Below are 15,420 nucleotides of genomic sequence, written 5' to 3' on the forward strand. Positions count from 1 at the left end.
GAAGCGGACAGATCGGCTGTCCGCTTGGTGCACCGCTCGAACCGTTCGGTGGTCGCGCTTAATGGTTGGCGAGCCATTCGTATCAAGCCATTACACCGCGTGACAGCCATCGGGGTGACGTGTTCCAGACATCACCCCGCCCGGACGGGAGTTAGCCGTGAGCCCTCAACAGCCCAGCCCAGCAGACCAGTCCGAGCGGACGTGCGTGGTCGTCTACGTGGCCACCAGCGAGGACGACGCCGCCGAACTGGTCGCCGGGCACTGCGTCCGCCACGCCGCGGCGCTGGGCTGGGTCCTGGCCACGGGTCCGATCCGGGACACCGACCGCAGCCTTCCGTTGGGAGAGCGCCCAGGCTGGCGGGCCGTCAAGGCGCTCCTGGCCGAAGGCGGCGTCCACGGGGTGGTGACGTACTCGCGGGAGATGATCGCCCTGATCCCGGCGGCTCAGGAGCAGGCGGCGGCCGCGCTCGCCGAGCGGGAGATGTTCCTGGCCTTCTCCCGCGCCCCAGCCGCCCCCGGGCCGCTCCCCCGGCGTCAGCGCGCCGAGCGGCCCGCCGGTACCGCCAGGAGCGCCTGGCCGGAAGCCTTCACGCCGCGCACCCCGGCCCAGAGCGCCGTGGGCCCGGCGGTCTGAATACCTCACGGCCATCCGACCGATCCGCTGACCTGGAGCCTCCATCGTGGTCACCCTCTCACCCGGCCCCAGAGCCGCCTACGCGCTCGGCACACGCAGCCTGCTGCTCCTGATCCCCACATCCGACGCTGCCAACGGCGTTACCTTCGCCGAGACCGACCCGTTCCCGCGAGCCCATGCCCTGGCCAGCGCCCTCACCGACACCTCCGGCGCCGGGTTCTCGCGCTGCCGACTGCTCCTGCCGGGGCGCCACGACGAAGGCCAGATCACCGACGCGATCACGGAGTCCGCCCGGTCGGCCACCACCCTGATCGTCTACGTCACCGGGGAGCTCGACGTCGACGCCAGCGGTCGCCTTGCCCTCGCCGGGCCGAGCGCGGAAGCCGGGCCTGGGCAGTGGCTGCCGGCGCTCCCTGGCTTGCGCTGGCGCGCGCTCGCCAGCGCCATGGGTCGCGCGGACAGTCCAGGACGTCTGCTCTTGGCCGACCTTCACGCGACGGCCAACGCCTGGCAACGTCTCCACCGCTATCAGGGCTCGGCGGCGTTGCTGATCAAGCCTGCGGCCACGGCCCTGCTAGGCCGCGTCGCTCCTCCCGCTGACACGGCCGGTGCCGGAGGATTCACGCAGCTGCTCACCACGCTGCTGCGGCACGGCGACCCGACCGGACCAGGCGTTCTCACCCTCGGGCACGTGGCCACCCGCATTCGCGCCGTCTCGCCCCGGGGTGCTGGTCCTCATCTGACCCTCGTCGATCCGGATACCACGCACATCGGCTTCCGCAACCTCGCCCCCACAGGGCTGCCGGTGCGCAGACCCGGTCTCGGCTACGCCGGCACCCCGCACGACCAGCTCCGCCGAGAAGCCACCTTCTGAAGGCCCGCGCCCATGGAAAGGCCACACCTTGTCCGACCACGCGACCACCCGCCTGGCGGTCAGCGTCATCCTCCACGATCTGACCACGGACGAGATCGCTACCGTGCACTACGGCCCCCGGAGCTGGAGTCCCGGTCCTGCCTGGACCATCCCCGGCGGCAAGGTGGAGCCCGGCGAGAGACTCACGGACGCTGCTGCGAGGGAGACCCGTGAAGAGACCGGACTCGTCGTCCACCCGGACGATCTGCGTCTCGTCCACACGGTCCAGGTCGAGGCAGGCTGGGACGGTCTCGGCGGTTTCATGCTGTTCGTGTTCGCGTCCAGCGAGTGGCAGGGCCAGCTGACCAACACCGAGCCCAGCAAGCACCTGGCCGTGGCCTGGTCCAGCACGGCCGACCTCCCCGGTCCGATGTTCCCCACGAGCAGGCAGGCCATTGACGCCTACCTCGCCGGCGGTCCGGCGTTCACGACCTACGGCTGGGCCAACGTCCCGGCAACACCCAGCACCGAGCGACTCCCCTGCCGCAAGGACGACACCAACGCCCGGTGACCGGGAGCACGGAAACCGCGGTGCTCGCGTCCGCGGAGGATGACGCGAACCTCGATGACGTGGGACTGGCCGCATGCTGTCGGTGTCCGCTGAGACGATGGGAGCATGAAGATGCCTCGGACCACGTGCACTCGGTGCGGCCGGAACGTGGCCGCCATACCGGCGGGCGTCGCCGGTCACTGGAACGCAGCCCGACACGACGAACCCCACAGCGGAGCACGCGATCTTCTCGTCTCCTGCGCGGGCAGCCTCAAGCCCGTGAGTATCGAAGATCTCGTCTACCAGCTCTCATTCGCAGAGACGGAGGACGACGTCCTCACGATCTTCTGAGCAGCAGCTGTATGTCGGGGTTCCATCATCCGGGCCGTGCCAGACCGTCGTCTCGTGTCGCCGAGCGCCCCAGAAGCCATCCGCTCCAGAAGGGTTGTGATCCGTGGGTAGGACCGAGTACCTGAACGACCCCAGCGCGCCGAAGGCGAACACCTTGATCCCGGCGAGCAATCTGCTGGTCGTCAACGCATCCGGGGAGATTCTGCTGCAACGGCGCCGCGACACGGGGCAGTGGGCCCTGCCGGGCGGCGCTCAGGACATCGGCGAGACTGCGGGCCGTCGAGTGCTCGCCGCGATCGACCATCGCGACCAAGGCGGGGCCCATTATCTGGAGCACGGCACGGCGTGGATCAACTGAGACCACGCCGCCGCGGGCCATCTCGGTCGAGCCCGCGCCAGGTAGCGCCCTAGATCGGCGGAGACCACTTACTCCCCTGTGCCGTATCCCTCGACCATCCCGTGCCTCCTGCTCCTCCCACTCAGCAGTAGCGGCTAGCGAAGCCCGGAGAGAAGATCAGATGCATGGCTGAGCTTCGGATCGGCGACCGCGTTTTCCGCACCAAGGGTGAAGCACTTGAGGCCGTCCAGGCCCTGCGGGACCGCTATAGCGTGGGCGAGAGGGTCAACCGACCGGAGGACGACGCGTTCCTTCGAGGTCTGCTCGATCTGCACGATTTTGCCGCTGACAAGATCGGCTGCGGAGTGGATCATTTCATCATCGATGCCCCCTACCTGGGGAAGTCGTCGGGCTTTCGAATCATTCGCACTGACGGCTCGGATGTGGACTTCTCCTTCCGTCAGATCATCTACCCGAAGAAGGCCCGAACGGAGGTCTTGGGCGCCCTGCGTGCCGAGATCAATGACATCACCAGCGGATACTTTGACAGCCGTAGGCAGGAGGGCAACCTCACCTCGGACATGTCGGGCGATGCCGTCGACCCTGAGCACTGCCGGGTCAGCCACCACTTTCGCGGCCCGCGCTTTGTCGAAATCGCGGCCGAGTTCGTCGGCCCGGAAGGCAACTGGGAGGCAGTCGCGATCACATCTTCAGATGAGGAGGGCGTCGCCCTCCTCGCTGACCCCGAGGTACGTCAGCGGTGGCGAGAACACTACAGCGGGCGTAAAGTGCTCGCGCTGCTCACCGAGGACGAGCACAAGCAACTTGGCTCGGGACACAAAACCCCTGGCCAGTGAACGAGGAGCGACCGCGCCCGTGGCGAGCCCGATTCCGTTCCCCGAAGCCGCCTCTCAAAGGCTGTCCCATGACAATCGGAGTGGCGAGTAACCTCCTCTGGTGACCGATGAGATGCCCCCAGGGCTGTTCTTCGTCCCCGTCTCGCCGACTTCGGCGGCGCCGCCGAGGACGTTGCCGTCGGGGCTGGTGCTTCCCGATCTGTCCTGGGCTGCGACGCGCTTGGGGCTGGTGTGGGCCGGCGACGATTGGTTGAAGACCGCGGTCAGCGCGTACTTGTCGGCCAGCGAGTACTTTGGCGTCGTAGCGCAAGCGAAGGGCTTCGACTTCGAGCCGCGGGTGTGGATCGAGACGCTGCTTCGCATGTATCCGGCGGAGTCGTATCTCTTTCACCTCGCGAGACTGAACCGCACCGCACGCTCGGCTGAACATGTCTCGGTGCTTCAGCAGCGGTTTCTGCAGCGGCTGCAGCCCGGCCTGCGCCTCACCATCGAGACGGTGCTCGGCGGTCTTACGGGCGGACCGACGCGTTGGTTCCTCGCACGCCAGCCGGTGTTGCGTGCGATGCATCTGGCGCTGACCACTCAGATCCCCAAGCAGGACCCGGACCCCCGAGTCGCGCACTACCTTCAAGGCATCGACCCGGAGTCTGCGGCGATCGTGCTGGCTCACTTGGCCGCGGACACCTTGAGCCAGTCGCGCCCTGCCAACGAGCCGCAGCTCGGCGGCACCTCCGAGTCCTCGCCATGGAAATGGTCTGTAACCACATCTTCAACGAGCCGCATGACGCCGGAGCGATGTTCGCCCGGGCTTGGGCAATGTGGACTCGGCACGGCGCCGAACTGGCCAACACCCCGTTGGGCAAGAGCGCGGTGGACCTGCTCGCCGAGGCCACCGATGGGTTGACCCTGGCGGAGGTGCTCGCGGTGGGCTTCGCCTACTGGGTAGCAACGGTGTCGGACCGCGTCGACGGTCCCGTCCGGATCAACGCGTTCGCCTTGGTCAAGCTGCCTCGGGAGAAGGTGGAGCTGTTCCTGGACCTGTTTGCGACCGACGTCGCCGAGCTCCGGGCAGGGCTGGCGGCGAACCCAGCGCCGTGGCAGATGTTGCCGCTGCAGCGCCGTCCGCTGCTGCGATTCGGGGATGAGATCATCGTCCTCGACGAGCCGTTCCTGCTGGAGGCGATCACCGACGGCCTGTACTGGCGGGTGTTCGACCACCTCGACGCCGTCAGCAAGACGGTGCGCGATCAGTGGGCAGGCGAGTACGGGAAGCACGTGATCGAGCCCTTCGCCGAGGAACTCGTCCAGGAGATCGCGCCAGTCATCATCGGCGGCCCACGCCCCTACTTCACCGAAGAGGACGTCAAGTCCGCCTTCACGGTGAAGAAGGGCGTGATCCCTCCAAACACCGACGCCGGTGTCGAGTTCCCCGATGCCACCGTGCTGTTCGAGATCGTCAAGAAGCCGATGAGCGTGCCGACCCGGGAAGGCAACGTCCACACATTCAAGAAGGACGTGGAGGCGGCGGTCATCAAGAAGGCTGGCCAACTGGACACGGTCGCCGGGTTCACGCTGCGGGACCCACAGCCGGCCGGGTCGCCGCTGTCCGCGCCGGCCACGAAGGTGTTCCCAATCGTGGTCGCCGGCAACCACTTCCCGCTCAACCCGGTCACCTGGACCTACATCCAGGATGAGCTGAACCGCCTGGGCTTGCTGCAGCAGGAGGGGGCCCAGCGGCTGTCCATCGTCGACCTGGACGAACTGGAGGTGTTCGGGTCGTTGGCTCGCGCGGGCGAGCTGCTGCCGGAGGTCTTGGCCGACTGGCACGGCGGCGACTTCGGCAAGGGGTCATTCTCGCCCTACGTGTGGAAGAAGTACGGCGGGCAGGCGCTTCGCAGGCCAATACGGACCGAGAAGAACCTGGCCGAGGCATGGGCTGCGTTCCTCCCACTGCTGGTGATCTCGGGGGATTAGCCGCGGGCCCAGTCGAATGGACAGGGCTCGCCAGTACCTTCGGGTGACTGTCACTCGCTGCCAACGCAACTTCGTTTCATCGGCTCTGGAAGCTTCTTCGCGCACCGCTAGTCTCCCCCATGAGGCGAACCGCACCCGGTGAAGGAGCTCGCCACACGGCTTCGCGCGCGAGGACGTACGTCGCAACTGAGCCATATGGCTCATTAGTTGATGTAGACCCCGCGGAGCAGTCCGTCAAAGGCCATGCCCCTCATGGCCGTCTCGAAGTCGGGGTAGACGCGTTCGACGTGCGAGAAGAGTTCGTCGAAGTCCGCGCGGGTCAGCCGGGATTCGGGCCATTCGTGGGCGCAGCGGCAGCGGATGAAGACCTGGTCGCCGACGTTCAGCAGCAGCCAGTCGCGTTGGGCGGCGCAGGCGGCGCACATGACCAGGTCGCCGTCCGACTTGAGCAGCTCGGCGTGGGGGACGGTGCGGATGACCGGCCGGTCGGGGTCGATCTCGTTGAGCGCGAACGGCAGGTCGGGGATGTGGAAGTCCGGGGCAGGTGGCAGTGCCGGGTGGAAGGTCGGGTCCGAGTCGTGTGCCGTGGCGGGGTTGGTCACCGTGTTCCTCCGTGGTCGGCGGTCGGGGCAACGGACACAAGCACCGCTGGTCTCCAACAGTTCCCGAAGCCGGGAACGGACACCGAATCGACACCACCACCCGCCGCACAAGCCGCGAACTACCGGTCGCCGGGGGCTCCTTGTTCGGCGAGGAGTTGACGGGCGAGGTTCTTGAGCTCGGCGCGGTGTGGGCCGACGCGGTCGAGGACGATGTTGGACACGCTCGCGTCCCAGGGGTGGTGGGGGTGAGCGTCGAGGTGCGCCACGATGTCGTCCCCGGTGAGCGTGGTGAGCTGGGCGATGTCGAGGCTGGCGTAGAGGGACTGGGTGATGTCGTCGGGGCGGATCACCTCGGTGATCGCCTCGTCGACGATCCGCCGGGCGTGGGCCCTGATCGATGCGGCGGCCGTGTCCCTCAGGATGTGGTCGGGCGGGATGACTTTTCCGGTCGCGCCGTGGTGGGCGAGTTGCTCCTTGATGTAGGTGATCAGTTCCGGGGAGCTGAAGGCGTTGAGCTCGACGCGCTTGCCCTGCCACCTCTTCGCCTGGCCGCGGTGGTTGGTGCTGATGGGCTCGCCGGTGAACCAGGTCAGCGCGGTAGGGCTCAGCTGCCCTTCGAGGCCGGCGGGGAGGGCGCTGTGGCGGATGAAGGGCTCGGTCTCCAGGCGGAGGGCTTGGGCGTGTTCGACGTGGAGGCCGAGGTCGATGATCTCGACGTGGTGGTCGGGCATGCGGACGGTCTCCTCTCCCAGGGTGCGGGCGATGTTGTAGCCGTCGGGGTCGGCGTCGTGGAGCACGAAGATCTGTACCTGTCCGGCCGGGAGCTTCGCGAGGAGGTCGCGGCAGGCTGCGGTGCCGTAGCCCTCGGTGAGGACGACGGCCATGTCGTACCGCTCGGCGATCCGCGCCTGGCGGATCGGCGGCCACAGGCCGGTCTTCTCGATCACCAGGATCTTGTTGTAGTTCCAGCGCGGGGGGACGTACTGAGCGACCGCGAGCGTGCCCAGCCGCAGGTCTCGTTCCCCGTCGGTGTCGTGGGGGTGGTGCAGGGTGCCGCGCGGCTCGCGGTACAGGCCGGCGATCGGCCCGTGCTCGCGCTCCCAGGCGGGGATCAGGGTCTGCTCGACGTAGGAGGCGTCCAGGGTGGAGCCGGGCTTTATGAGCTTCAGGGCGAGCGGCCGGATCTTGTAGTAGAGGGTGTGGGAGGAGAACGACAGGCTGGCGCCGCCGCGGACCTGTCGGATCGCTTCGGGCAGCACCCGGAACACGGCCTCCTTCTTGGTCAGCCAGACGGCCTTGCCTTCCTTGACGGCGCGCTGGGCCTCCCGGATCTGGGCCTTCTCCTGCGCGGTGCGGGCTCGCTCGTGGGACTCCTGAGCCTTGTGCAGGGCCTTTGCGGCGCTGGCGAACGCCTGGGCGCAAGCCTCGGCTACCTCGCGGGGCACGGCGAGGGCGGTCTTGCCCTTGTCGGTGAACTGCGGCGCGGGGCAGATCAAATGGACCACGGCAGCGCGCAGCTGCTGGTTCGTGGCGTAGGGGGCCGCATCGTGGGCGCCTAGGAAGGCGTGCGCGCCGAAGCTGTCGGCGTGGTCGCCGGTCAGGCGGGTGTGGTTGAGGGGGTCGCCGAAGGTGGCGGAGTAGTTGACGCCGAAGGAGACGGTGCCGGGCCGCAGGGTGCGCGCGCAGGTGACCTCGATGACCCAGGGGATGCCGGCGTCGTCGGTCAGCTGCTTGCGGGCGAACCAGCCCTGGTCGAGGCCGAAGGCCTGGTCGATGACGTGGAGGTAGTGGTCGCGGCTGATCTGGCCGAGGTCGGCGGCCTTGGACGGCTTGCTGTTCTCCTTCATCGCCGCCAGCAGCGTCCCGATACGCTCGGGCTGATCCTTGAAACCGGACAGGTGGGTGATGCCGGGCACAGCGGCGGCGACCTTCTTCGCGCGGGCGGACGCGGTCAGGCCCGCGAAGGTGGTGACGAACGCGCCGAGCGGCAGGTCCTTCCCGCCGTGCTGGTGCTCGCGGATGTGGCCGTAGACCAGCTTCGTCAGGGCGGCCTGGTCGTAGTGGTGCGCGCTGGTCGCGTCGGTGGGCATCGGCTTGCGCCACCGCTCGCCGGCGGTCGGCTCGTAAAAATCGACCCCCTCCGGGCCGCTTTCGTGACCGTGCTCAAAGAGATAGGCGTGGGGATTGAAGAGGGCGAACTTTTGCAGCCAGGCGGCCGCGGTCGCACGAGTGACCCTGTGGGCCGGCATCGGCACCGACACCCGCGTGCCCACCGTGCGCGGGCTCGGGGTCTGGGTGTGGTCGATGGCGACACCGTCGATGGGGTCGACCCGCACCGCAATCTCGTGCCTCACCCCGAGGGCCTCGATCACGACGGGCGCGGTGACACGCAGGGCGTAGGGGATGCCGAGGAGGGTCTTGAAGGCGTTGCCCTGCATGCCGCGGGTCGGCGAGCGCAGGCTCGCCTTGTCCGAGACGGTGTTGTTGAAGTCCAGGATCCGCTCGATCACCTCACCAGGCAGACCCGGCCCGTTGTCGGTCACCGAGACGTACACCACCCCGTCCGCGTCCGCCAGCGTGACGCCGAGCCCGACCTGCGGGCGCTGGCCGGCCGTCTCGGCCGCGTCCAAGGCGTTGTCGAGCAGCTCCTTGATGACGACGTCGCCGAAGCGACTGACCGGCTGACCGGTCTGCGACTGCAGCGCGCCGAGTTCCAGGAACTCAGCCGTCCTGGGCGTGGAGAACACGGCGCGCTTGAGCACCGGGGCGGTGGCGGTCTTGGTGGTGTGGGTGATGGTGGTGATCGGTCTGGCTCCTTGCTGGCGACAACAGATGACGAGGCCTCCGCCTAGGTAGAGGCGACGGCTGGGGAGGGACGGTGCCCCCGGCCGGTGGTGTGGCCGGAGGCACCGCCCCTGCTGTGAGAGAGCTTCTCGGCCGTTCAGCTCCACCGGTGGAGCCGATCTTGTGGTAGCGGGGCCGCGGAGCTACCGGCCCCTGGGGCGCGGCGGCTGGCCTGGCACGATGGGCTGGCCGGGCCGGGGCTGCTCGGCCAGGAGCGGCTTGCGGGCCTTCGCCCGGCTGCTGGCCGGGGTGACGGGTGGCAGGTCGGCGATGTGGCGTACCCGCCAGAGCAGGACGACGGCCGGGTCCTGGGCGCTGTCGAGCTCCCGCTCCCCGGCGAAGGCGGTGAGCAGTCCGGTCACGTCCAGGCCACGCTGCCCCGCTTGCAGCAGGGCACCCGCGAGGGCGGGCCAGTTCTTCCCCGTCACCACCCGTTCGGCCAGTTCCGGCGGCAGGGTGTGCCGGACGGTGGTGGCGAGCGTCTGCCGCACCGGCGTGGGCACGGACCGGCTCTCCGCCGTGAGCGTCCGCAGCGGGACGGTGGCGGTCTGGCGGGCGGCGGCCTCCAAGTGGTCGGCGGCCTGCCGGGCGGCGCGGGCGTGCTGGCGGTGCCCTTCGGCCTCGTGCCACCTGTACAGGGCTACGCCGAGCAGCAGCATCAGGTCCAGGAGCATCAGCACCGGATCCACGTCCTTGCCCCGCCCGAGGCTCGCTCCGCCGGCCAGGGTCTGCCGCGCCGCCGAACGCAGCGCCCGCAACTCCCGGTCAGCGGCACGCTCGTGCGCGAACGCGGCCCGACCCCACGCCCTGGCCGCGGCGCGCAGCTCCGCCCGGCCCGGACCCATGTGGGTCTGGGCGACGGCGTCGAGGACCTCCCCGAACCCCGCCGACCACGCCACCACCGCAGCCGGATCCACCGGCCCCTGTGGGCCAACGTCCCCGCCTGCTTCGCCGTCACCGCTGGTGGCAGTGGCCGCGTGCAGCACGGCGCTGACCGAGCTGGCGGCCTCGACGAGCGCGGGACCGGCGCTGTCGTTGCCCCTGACGGTGGGTTCGTCGCTGCCAGCGGTGAGCCGGGCGCGGATCTTGGGCAGGGTCAGGTCCGGGCCGAGCTCGCTGCCCGGGAACCAGACCGGCTCGCCCTTGCGGTTGTGGTCGCCGGGCAGATGGAAGGAGAAGCCCTGCGCGTCCCCGGACGGCAGCCGTCGGACCTTGACTCGCACGCCCTCGGCCTGGACCCGGGCGAGGAACTCGTCCTCGTTCGCCGCCCCTGCCAAAGCGGTGCGCAGCGCGATGCGCAGCGTCTCGCGCGGGGTGCGCTCCCGGCCCTGCCGCTTGGCCTTGTGGACCTCCGCACGGGTCGGGGCCTTGGCCATCGTGCCGCGACCCGGTCGGTGGTCGACCTCCCGCAGGCCGAAGTCCCGCTCGATGACCGCGAGCTCGTCCATGACCCGCTTGTAGTCGTTGTGCAGGCGGGCGTGAGTGAGGTTCGCGCGCACCGTGGTGGCCACGATGTGGACGTGGTCCTCCGCGTGGCGGACCACGACCCACCGGCAGCCGTCCGGATCCCCCTCTGGGGCGATGCCGGCCGCCGCCATGACCCGGCGGGCAACCTGCTCCCACTCCGCGTCCGACAGGTGCCGGTCCTCGGGGGCGGCGCGCAGGGAGCAGTGCCACACGTGCTCCTTCGGCGCGCGCTCCCCGGCCTGGACCACGCGCAGGTCCAGGATGTCCGTCAGCTGCGCGACCGCGGCGTCGAAGTCCGGGTCACGGCCCGGGTCCGGGAGGAACGGCTCGAACGAGGCGACGGTGTGCTGGTCGGTGTGCTCATCCTCGTCGCCCGGCCCGTAGACGTAGGCGAGGACGCCGCGGGTGCGGTCGCCCCGGGTGATGGACGCGATCACGCGCGCCTCCGCGCCTTCGCCACCGCGGTGACCGTCTGGTCCACTTCCCGCACCGTGGCCCGGAGCTGCTCCAGCAGGAGTCGGCCGTCGGCGAGGAAGCGTGTGGCGGCGGGGTCGGTCGGGAGGGTGCCGTCGATGTTGTTGCGGTGGGCGATCTGGTTGAGGTTGTTGCCCCAGGCCCCCAGCTCCGGCCGGACTGCGGCGAGCTCGTCCACCAGGGCGTCCAGCGCGTCCGCCACCGAGCTGCTCGGGGCGGTCCCGGTCTCGGCGGCGAGCAGCCACCGCACCAGCAGCACCGACAGCGAATCACCGGCCTGGTCCGCCTGGGCCTGCCAGCGCGCCTTGACCTCCGGAGCCACACGGAACGTCACCCGCGCGCCCAGGGGCGTCTCGAAGTCCTTCGGGCGGCGCTTCGGGCCCCGACGGCGCTGCGCGGCCCGGGATGCCCGCACCGGACGAGACGTCGCCGGAGTCGGAGAGGCGCTGCTGGCGGTAGCGGGCTCGACAGGAGCGGACGGCGCGCTGATGCCGCGCGCGGCAGCGGTGGCCCCGTGCTGGTCGCGGCTGCCCTCGGCCGCGACCACCCCCAGACCCGGTGCCCTCGCCGGGTCGTCCCCGCCGCCCTCGGCGGGGACCAGCGCGTGCAGGCCGACGTAAGTCGGACGCACGCTATTGCTGGCTCCCCGAACGTGGCGAGCCTCATCAAGCCCAACTACCGGCAGGCTGGTTGAAGCATCTGCAAGGACAGATCCCGGCCCGGCCACGTCGACGGGAGCAGGGACCTGAGCGGCGTGCGGCGACTGCTCGGCGGGCGAGACGGGTGTGTGGGCGGGGCGGGGCCAGAAGCGAGGCGTCAAAGGCGGGACTCCAAGTCGGTAGACGGCAGGAACGGCGTGGCGATGGACCGGGGACGGTCCCGGCCAGCCGGATCACGGGATGAAGCGGAAGAGAGGGGCGGGGCTGTCCGGCCGGAAGTGCCCGGACAGCCCCGTACAGCAGTGCGGATCAGTCCGCGTCGGGGTGCGACAGCGCGGCAGGGCCGTGGTCCAGGAGCTGGACCGCTTCCTTGATCCGCTCGTTTCCGGCGGACAGTCCCGCGGCCTCGATCACGCTGCGCGCCTTCGCACGGGTGATCCGGCCGCCCTCCATCGGGGCGGCGCCAAGGACCTGCGCCAGCTCGGGGATCGACGCGCCGGCAGGCCGACCCAGACGGGCAGTGCGGACCGCGCCGCCGGAATCACCCCCGGCGGTCTGACCTGCGGGGACCGGCCGGACCATGGTGGACTCGGCGTCGTCCCCGGAAGCCAGGGCCGTGGTCCCGGGGACCAGGGCGGCGACCGAAGCGGGAGTTCCGGCCGAACCGGTCCCCGCCGCACCGTCCGGGACCGCGCCGACGGTCCCCGTGTCCGGCTCGGTGTCGGCGGGGACGGGGACGGGGACGGGGACGGCCGGAATCATGGACGTCTCCGCCCCCGGTCCGGCCGCGTCGGCCGAAAGCCCGGACGGTCCGGTCCCCGTCCCCGCGGCGAGCGGTCCGCCCTGCGTCCTGGCGGCCGGGGCGTGTTGGCCGTGGCGGCTGATCAGGATGAACAGGTGGGTCGCGCCGGCCAGCGCGAGCGGCGCGATGGTCGACAGCACGCCGACGACGCTGTCCCCGAGGTGCAGCTCTCCCTTGCCGGATATGGCGAGCTGGTTGAGACGGATCGCGTGCAGGGCGTTGGCCCAGATGCTGGCCGCGGTGGCGGTGGCGAAGAGCGTCCACACGTACAGGCGGGCCCGGAACGGGGCGCCTCGCAGCACGAGGAGGGCACGGACGCCGTAGGCGATGAAGCCGTCTATGACGATGGGGAAGAGCCATGTCAGCGCGGGGCGGACGTGGATGGCGAAGGCCATCTGGCGCAGCGCGTCGTACGACAGTGCGCAGCCGACGACGCCGAGCAAGGCGATGGCGACGCGGTCCCACCAGCCGGCGTGATGCGGCGGGCCAGCGATCTGGCGCGCGGGCGGGGTGGTTGTGGTCATGCAGGTGCTCCTGGAGGGCGTCTGGGGACGTCGAAGCTCGCGCTGGCGGCAGGCGCGGCAGCGGCGTCGAGGGAAGGAGGGTGGTAGGAAGCGGGCAGGCCGAGTCAGGCCGCGATGGCAGGACCGGCGGGTGCGGCGGCGGTCAGGCCGTGGCGGGCTGCGGTCTGCCGCTCAGGGCAGCGCGGACCAGTGCCGCGCCGCGCGCGGTCGCTGCGGCACCGGTACCCACAGCGGGTTGACGTGGGGCCAGACCCGCGCATGTGCGGCAGATCCCCGGTCGCGGGACCGGGTCGGCGCACCGGGCGCACTCGTGCCGCTGGGCGGCTGTGGTGGCGGCAGGCTGCCCCATGTGGCCGGTCGGGAGCTTTCGTCGCAACCGGTCCCGCAGCAGTGCCTGCGGCGCGTGGACCTGGGGTGGCAGCCCGGGCAGCAAGGCGGCGGCGAGGTCGCCCTCGCTGGCGCCCTGGGCCAGCCACTTGGCCACGAGCGGTGCCAGGGCGAGGGCCTCGGACGCGCCCAGGACCAGGCGCGGCTCGGACCGGATCACCCGGAACAGCGCGGCTGCCGCCTCCCGCACCTCCGGCGCGGCATCGCCGACTCGGGAGCGCACTGCGGGCTTGGGCTCGCCGCCCTCCGTCGCGGACGGCTCTGCCGTGGTGGTGTCGGAGCTCTCCCACCCGCCCGCCCGGTCTTCGGGCCGGGGGAACTCCTCCGCGCCGTCGCCAGCGGGGTGGGGGTGGGGGTGGGAGGGTTCTTTCACCAGGTCCTTTGGAAGGACGTCAGGACCACCGAGCGTCCGACGGCCGGAGACCGCAAACCTGGCAGCCGGAGCCGCCTGCGGAGCGTCGTAGACGTGGGACTCGCTGACCACGGTCCCGTCGGCCTGTCGGACCTTCTCGACCCGGTAGTACCCGGCGCGCGCGAGCTCGCGCAGTGCCTTCGCGACCGCGGTTCGGCCCTGCGGGCTGGAGTCGGCCATCTGCCGGCCGTCCTCCCGCCAGCCGTCCGGGCGCGAGAGCAGGTCGGCCAGCAGGCCACGGGCCGTGTACGACAGCCTGCGGTCCTGCAGGAGGTAATTGGGCAGGGCGGTGAAGCCGCGCACATGGCGGCTACGATGAACGTGCATCCGGAGGTCCATCTCCTGGTGCCGGACCCCGGAGCGTTGGCGCGCTGCCGGGGTCGCCTTATTCGGTTGGTGGACCAGCGACACTACTACACACACCATGCCCAATCACCTCCTTCCACAGAGACTGTGATCACACGTCAGACAGCACTCCCGCACGTGCGGACAGTGGTGTTCCGGCCGGTCAGGAAGCTCCCTTCGCCGTCCGCCCGGATTCGGGAGCCTTTCTGCTCCGCGGCGGGTGCGCCAAGGTAGTTCGCTCTCGGCCCGCGACCTAATTGGCGGCCTTCGAGGCCCGGCGCAGCGGGGTCCTCATGCCGCCCGCTGGGCGTCCTGCGGGTGCTCCACACCGAGCAGCCGCAGCAGGTCGGCGGTGATCACGCGGTACGTCTTCCCCAGCCGCAGCACCCGGCACGGGTACGCGTCACGTCGCGCGAGGTCGTAGCCCTTGCTGCGGCCAAGGCCGATCGCCCGGTTCGCCGTCTCCAGGCTCACGGCGGCAGGCAGGGCCAACAGCTCGACACGGGTCATCCCAGCGGCGCGCTCTGTCTCCAAGTAATCCCCCGGTCATCGGTACGGGAACAACAGCTGTACCCGAACTGCTGACCACTCTGGCCGCAGCTATTGTGTCGTCATGACACAGCAACGCCCGGATGCTGGTGGAGACAGTTTTGGCAGGCCCCCCAGGGCCAGGAACAGGGCGGAGGAGGAGAAGGAGGATGCGCTCCTCGACCAGGACAGCGAGCTCTACGGGGAGAAGTGGGGCGACGATTGGCCTCGGGCGGTCATCGGGGTCGCGGCCGCGGAGATCAAGCGCCTCCGTGTCGAGCTCGAACTCAGCCAGCACGACCTAGCGGAAGCATGCGCGGAGATCGGCTACCCGATCCCGCGTAATGTGCTCGCCAACCTGGAGAGTGGCCGACGCGAGTCCTTGCAGGTCGTCGAGCTGCTGGTCCTGGCCAAGGCGTTGGCATGCTCGCCGGTGTCGATCCTCTTCCCGGTCGCCTACCGCGAGACCGTCCACCCCCTTCCAGGCGAGCCGCGCGACTCCCTGGCAGCCGCCGACTGGGTATCGGACGTGCCGAATTCCACCTCTGACTTCGATATCTCCTACCAACTCCCGTTCTACCGCGAAATTGCCAAGGCGCGGGAGACGCGGGAACGAAACCTTTGGACGGTCCGGCAGGCCAAGGAGGACCTGCGTCGAGAAACGCGTCTTGAGAAACGCCGGGAGCTCCAGGCGACCCTCTCGACGGCCCAGGCGAATGTCGCGAACGCCGACGCCACGGTCGCCAGGCTCAAGGCCTACCTCGAAGAGGACGGCCTTCGAGTGCCCATCGGACTGCCGTAATCCACTCACTCACCCACC

Annotated in this window: 14 protein-coding genes and 1 pseudogene; 8 read left to right on the plus strand and 7 right to left on the minus strand. The window is 70.1% G+C overall.

The window, feature by feature from the left end; genetic code table 11:
• The first annotated feature begins 157 nt into the window (after positions 1 to 157).
• From ABH928_RS14670 to ABH928_RS14700, 7 genes and pseudogenes are all read left to right on the plus strand, one after another.
• Entirely contained in the window at positions 158 to 634 is a 477-nt protein-coding gene (locus tag ABH928_RS14670) for a hypothetical protein (RefSeq protein WP_370066194.1), read from the plus strand.
• 46 nt (positions 635 to 680) lie between these two features.
• Positions 681 to 1,508, plus strand: coding sequence for a hypothetical protein (locus ABH928_RS14675; protein WP_370066196.1), 828 nt, complete (start codon positions 681 to 683; stop codon positions 1,506 to 1,508).
• 28 nt (positions 1,509 to 1,536) lie between these two features.
• Positions 1,537 to 2,058 (plus strand): NUDIX domain-containing protein, encoded by a 522-nt coding sequence (locus ABH928_RS14680; protein WP_370066198.1) that lies wholly within the window; start codon positions 1,537 to 1,539, stop codon positions 2,056 to 2,058.
• 433 nt (positions 2,059 to 2,491) lie between these two features.
• Positions 2,492 to 2,662: pseudogene (locus ABH928_RS14685) on the plus strand (NUDIX domain-containing protein); the annotation flags it as partial.
• Between the two features lie 248 nt (positions 2,663 to 2,910).
• Positions 2,911 to 3,582 carry a DCL family protein gene (locus ABH928_RS14690; RefSeq protein WP_370066200.1) on the plus strand — a complete coding sequence of 224 codons (672 nt, stop codon included), beginning with the start codon at positions 2,911 to 2,913 and terminating at the stop codon, positions 3,580 to 3,582.
• 100 nt (positions 3,583 to 3,682) lie between these two features.
• Entirely contained in the window at positions 3,683 to 4,486 is an 804-nt protein-coding gene (locus ABH928_RS14695) for a hypothetical protein (RefSeq protein ID WP_370066202.1), read from the plus strand.
• Positions 4,453 to 5,556, plus strand: a complete 1,104-nt coding sequence (locus tag ABH928_RS14700) for a hypothetical protein (RefSeq protein WP_370066204.1) — start codon at positions 4,453 to 4,455, stop codon at positions 5,554 to 5,556. The genes ABH928_RS14695 and ABH928_RS14700 overlap by 34 nt, the downstream gene beginning before the upstream one ends.
• Before the next feature lie 203 nt (positions 5,557 to 5,759).
• Here ABH928_RS14700 and ABH928_RS14705 read toward each other — a convergent pair whose 3' ends face one another.
• From ABH928_RS14705 to ABH928_RS14735, 7 genes are all read right to left on the minus strand, one after another.
• Positions 5,760 to 6,158 (minus strand): hypothetical protein, encoded by a 399-nt coding sequence (locus ABH928_RS14705; protein ID WP_370066206.1) that lies wholly within the window; start codon positions 6,156 to 6,158, stop codon positions 5,760 to 5,762.
• Positions 6,159 to 6,277: 119 nt separating this feature from the next.
• Positions 6,278 to 8,920: an ATP-binding protein gene (locus tag ABH928_RS14710; protein WP_370066208.1), complete on the minus strand. Its 2,643-nt coding sequence runs from the start codon at positions 8,918 to 8,920 to the stop codon at positions 6,278 to 6,280.
• Between the two features lie 225 nt (positions 8,921 to 9,145).
• On the minus strand, positions 9,146 to 10,906 hold the full coding sequence (locus ABH928_RS14715; protein WP_370066210.1) for a mobilization protein: 1,761 nt from the start codon (positions 10,904 to 10,906) through the stop codon (positions 9,146 to 9,148).
• Positions 10,903 to 11,574: a hypothetical protein gene (locus ABH928_RS14720; protein ID WP_370066212.1), complete on the minus strand. Its 672-nt coding sequence runs from the start codon at positions 11,572 to 11,574 to the stop codon at positions 10,903 to 10,905. The genes ABH928_RS14715 and ABH928_RS14720 overlap by 4 nt, the downstream gene beginning before the upstream one ends.
• Positions 11,575 to 11,911: 337 nt before the next feature.
• A complete protein-coding gene (locus ABH928_RS14725) occupies positions 11,912 to 12,928 on the minus strand; it encodes a DUF2637 domain-containing protein (protein WP_370066214.1) in 1,017 nt (338 codons plus the stop codon).
• Between the two features lie 142 nt (positions 12,929 to 13,070).
• Positions 13,071 to 14,054 (minus strand): hypothetical protein, encoded by a 984-nt coding sequence (locus tag ABH928_RS14730; RefSeq protein ID WP_370066216.1) that lies wholly within the window; start codon positions 14,052 to 14,054, stop codon positions 13,071 to 13,073.
• Positions 14,055 to 14,363: 309 nt separating this feature from the next.
• Positions 14,364 to 14,582, minus strand: a complete 219-nt coding sequence (locus tag ABH928_RS14735) for a hypothetical protein (RefSeq protein ID WP_370066218.1) — start codon at positions 14,580 to 14,582, stop codon at positions 14,364 to 14,366.
• A gap of 103 nt (positions 14,583 to 14,685) precedes the next feature.
• Here ABH928_RS14735 and ABH928_RS14740 point away from each other — a divergent pair, with 103 nt between their 5' ends.
• Positions 14,686 to 15,402 (plus strand): helix-turn-helix transcriptional regulator, encoded by a 717-nt coding sequence (locus ABH928_RS14740; RefSeq protein ID WP_370066220.1) that lies wholly within the window; start codon positions 14,686 to 14,688, stop codon positions 15,400 to 15,402.
• The last annotated feature ends 18 nt before the right edge of the window (positions 15,403 to 15,420 follow it).

It is taken from the genome of Streptacidiphilus sp. MAP5-3 (assembly GCF_041262505.1).
GTDB lineage: Bacteria > Actinomycetota > Actinomycetes > Streptomycetales > Streptomycetaceae > Streptacidiphilus.

What these genes read in the sequence shown, in the direction of transcription:
- ABH928_RS14690 (WP_370066200.1), top strand. Translation starts at nt 2,911, where the DNA reads ATGGCTGAGCTTCGGATCGGCGACCGCGTTTTCCGCACCAAGGGTGAA.
- ABH928_RS14725 (WP_370066214.1), bottom strand. Translation starts at nt 12,928, where the DNA reads ATGACCACAACCACCCCGCCCGCGCGCCAGATCGCTGGCCCGCCGCAT.
- ABH928_RS14730 (WP_370066216.1), bottom strand. Translation starts at nt 14,054, where the DNA reads ATGCACGTTCATCGTAGCCGCCATGTGCGCGGCTTCACCGCCCTGCCC.
- ABH928_RS14735 (WP_370066218.1), bottom strand. Translation starts at nt 14,582, where the DNA reads ATGACCCGTGTCGAGCTGTTGGCCCTGCCTGCCGCCGTGAGCCTGGAG.
- ABH928_RS14740 (WP_370066220.1), top strand. Translation starts at nt 14,686, where the DNA reads ATGACACAGCAACGCCCGGATGCTGGTGGAGACAGTTTTGGCAGGCCC.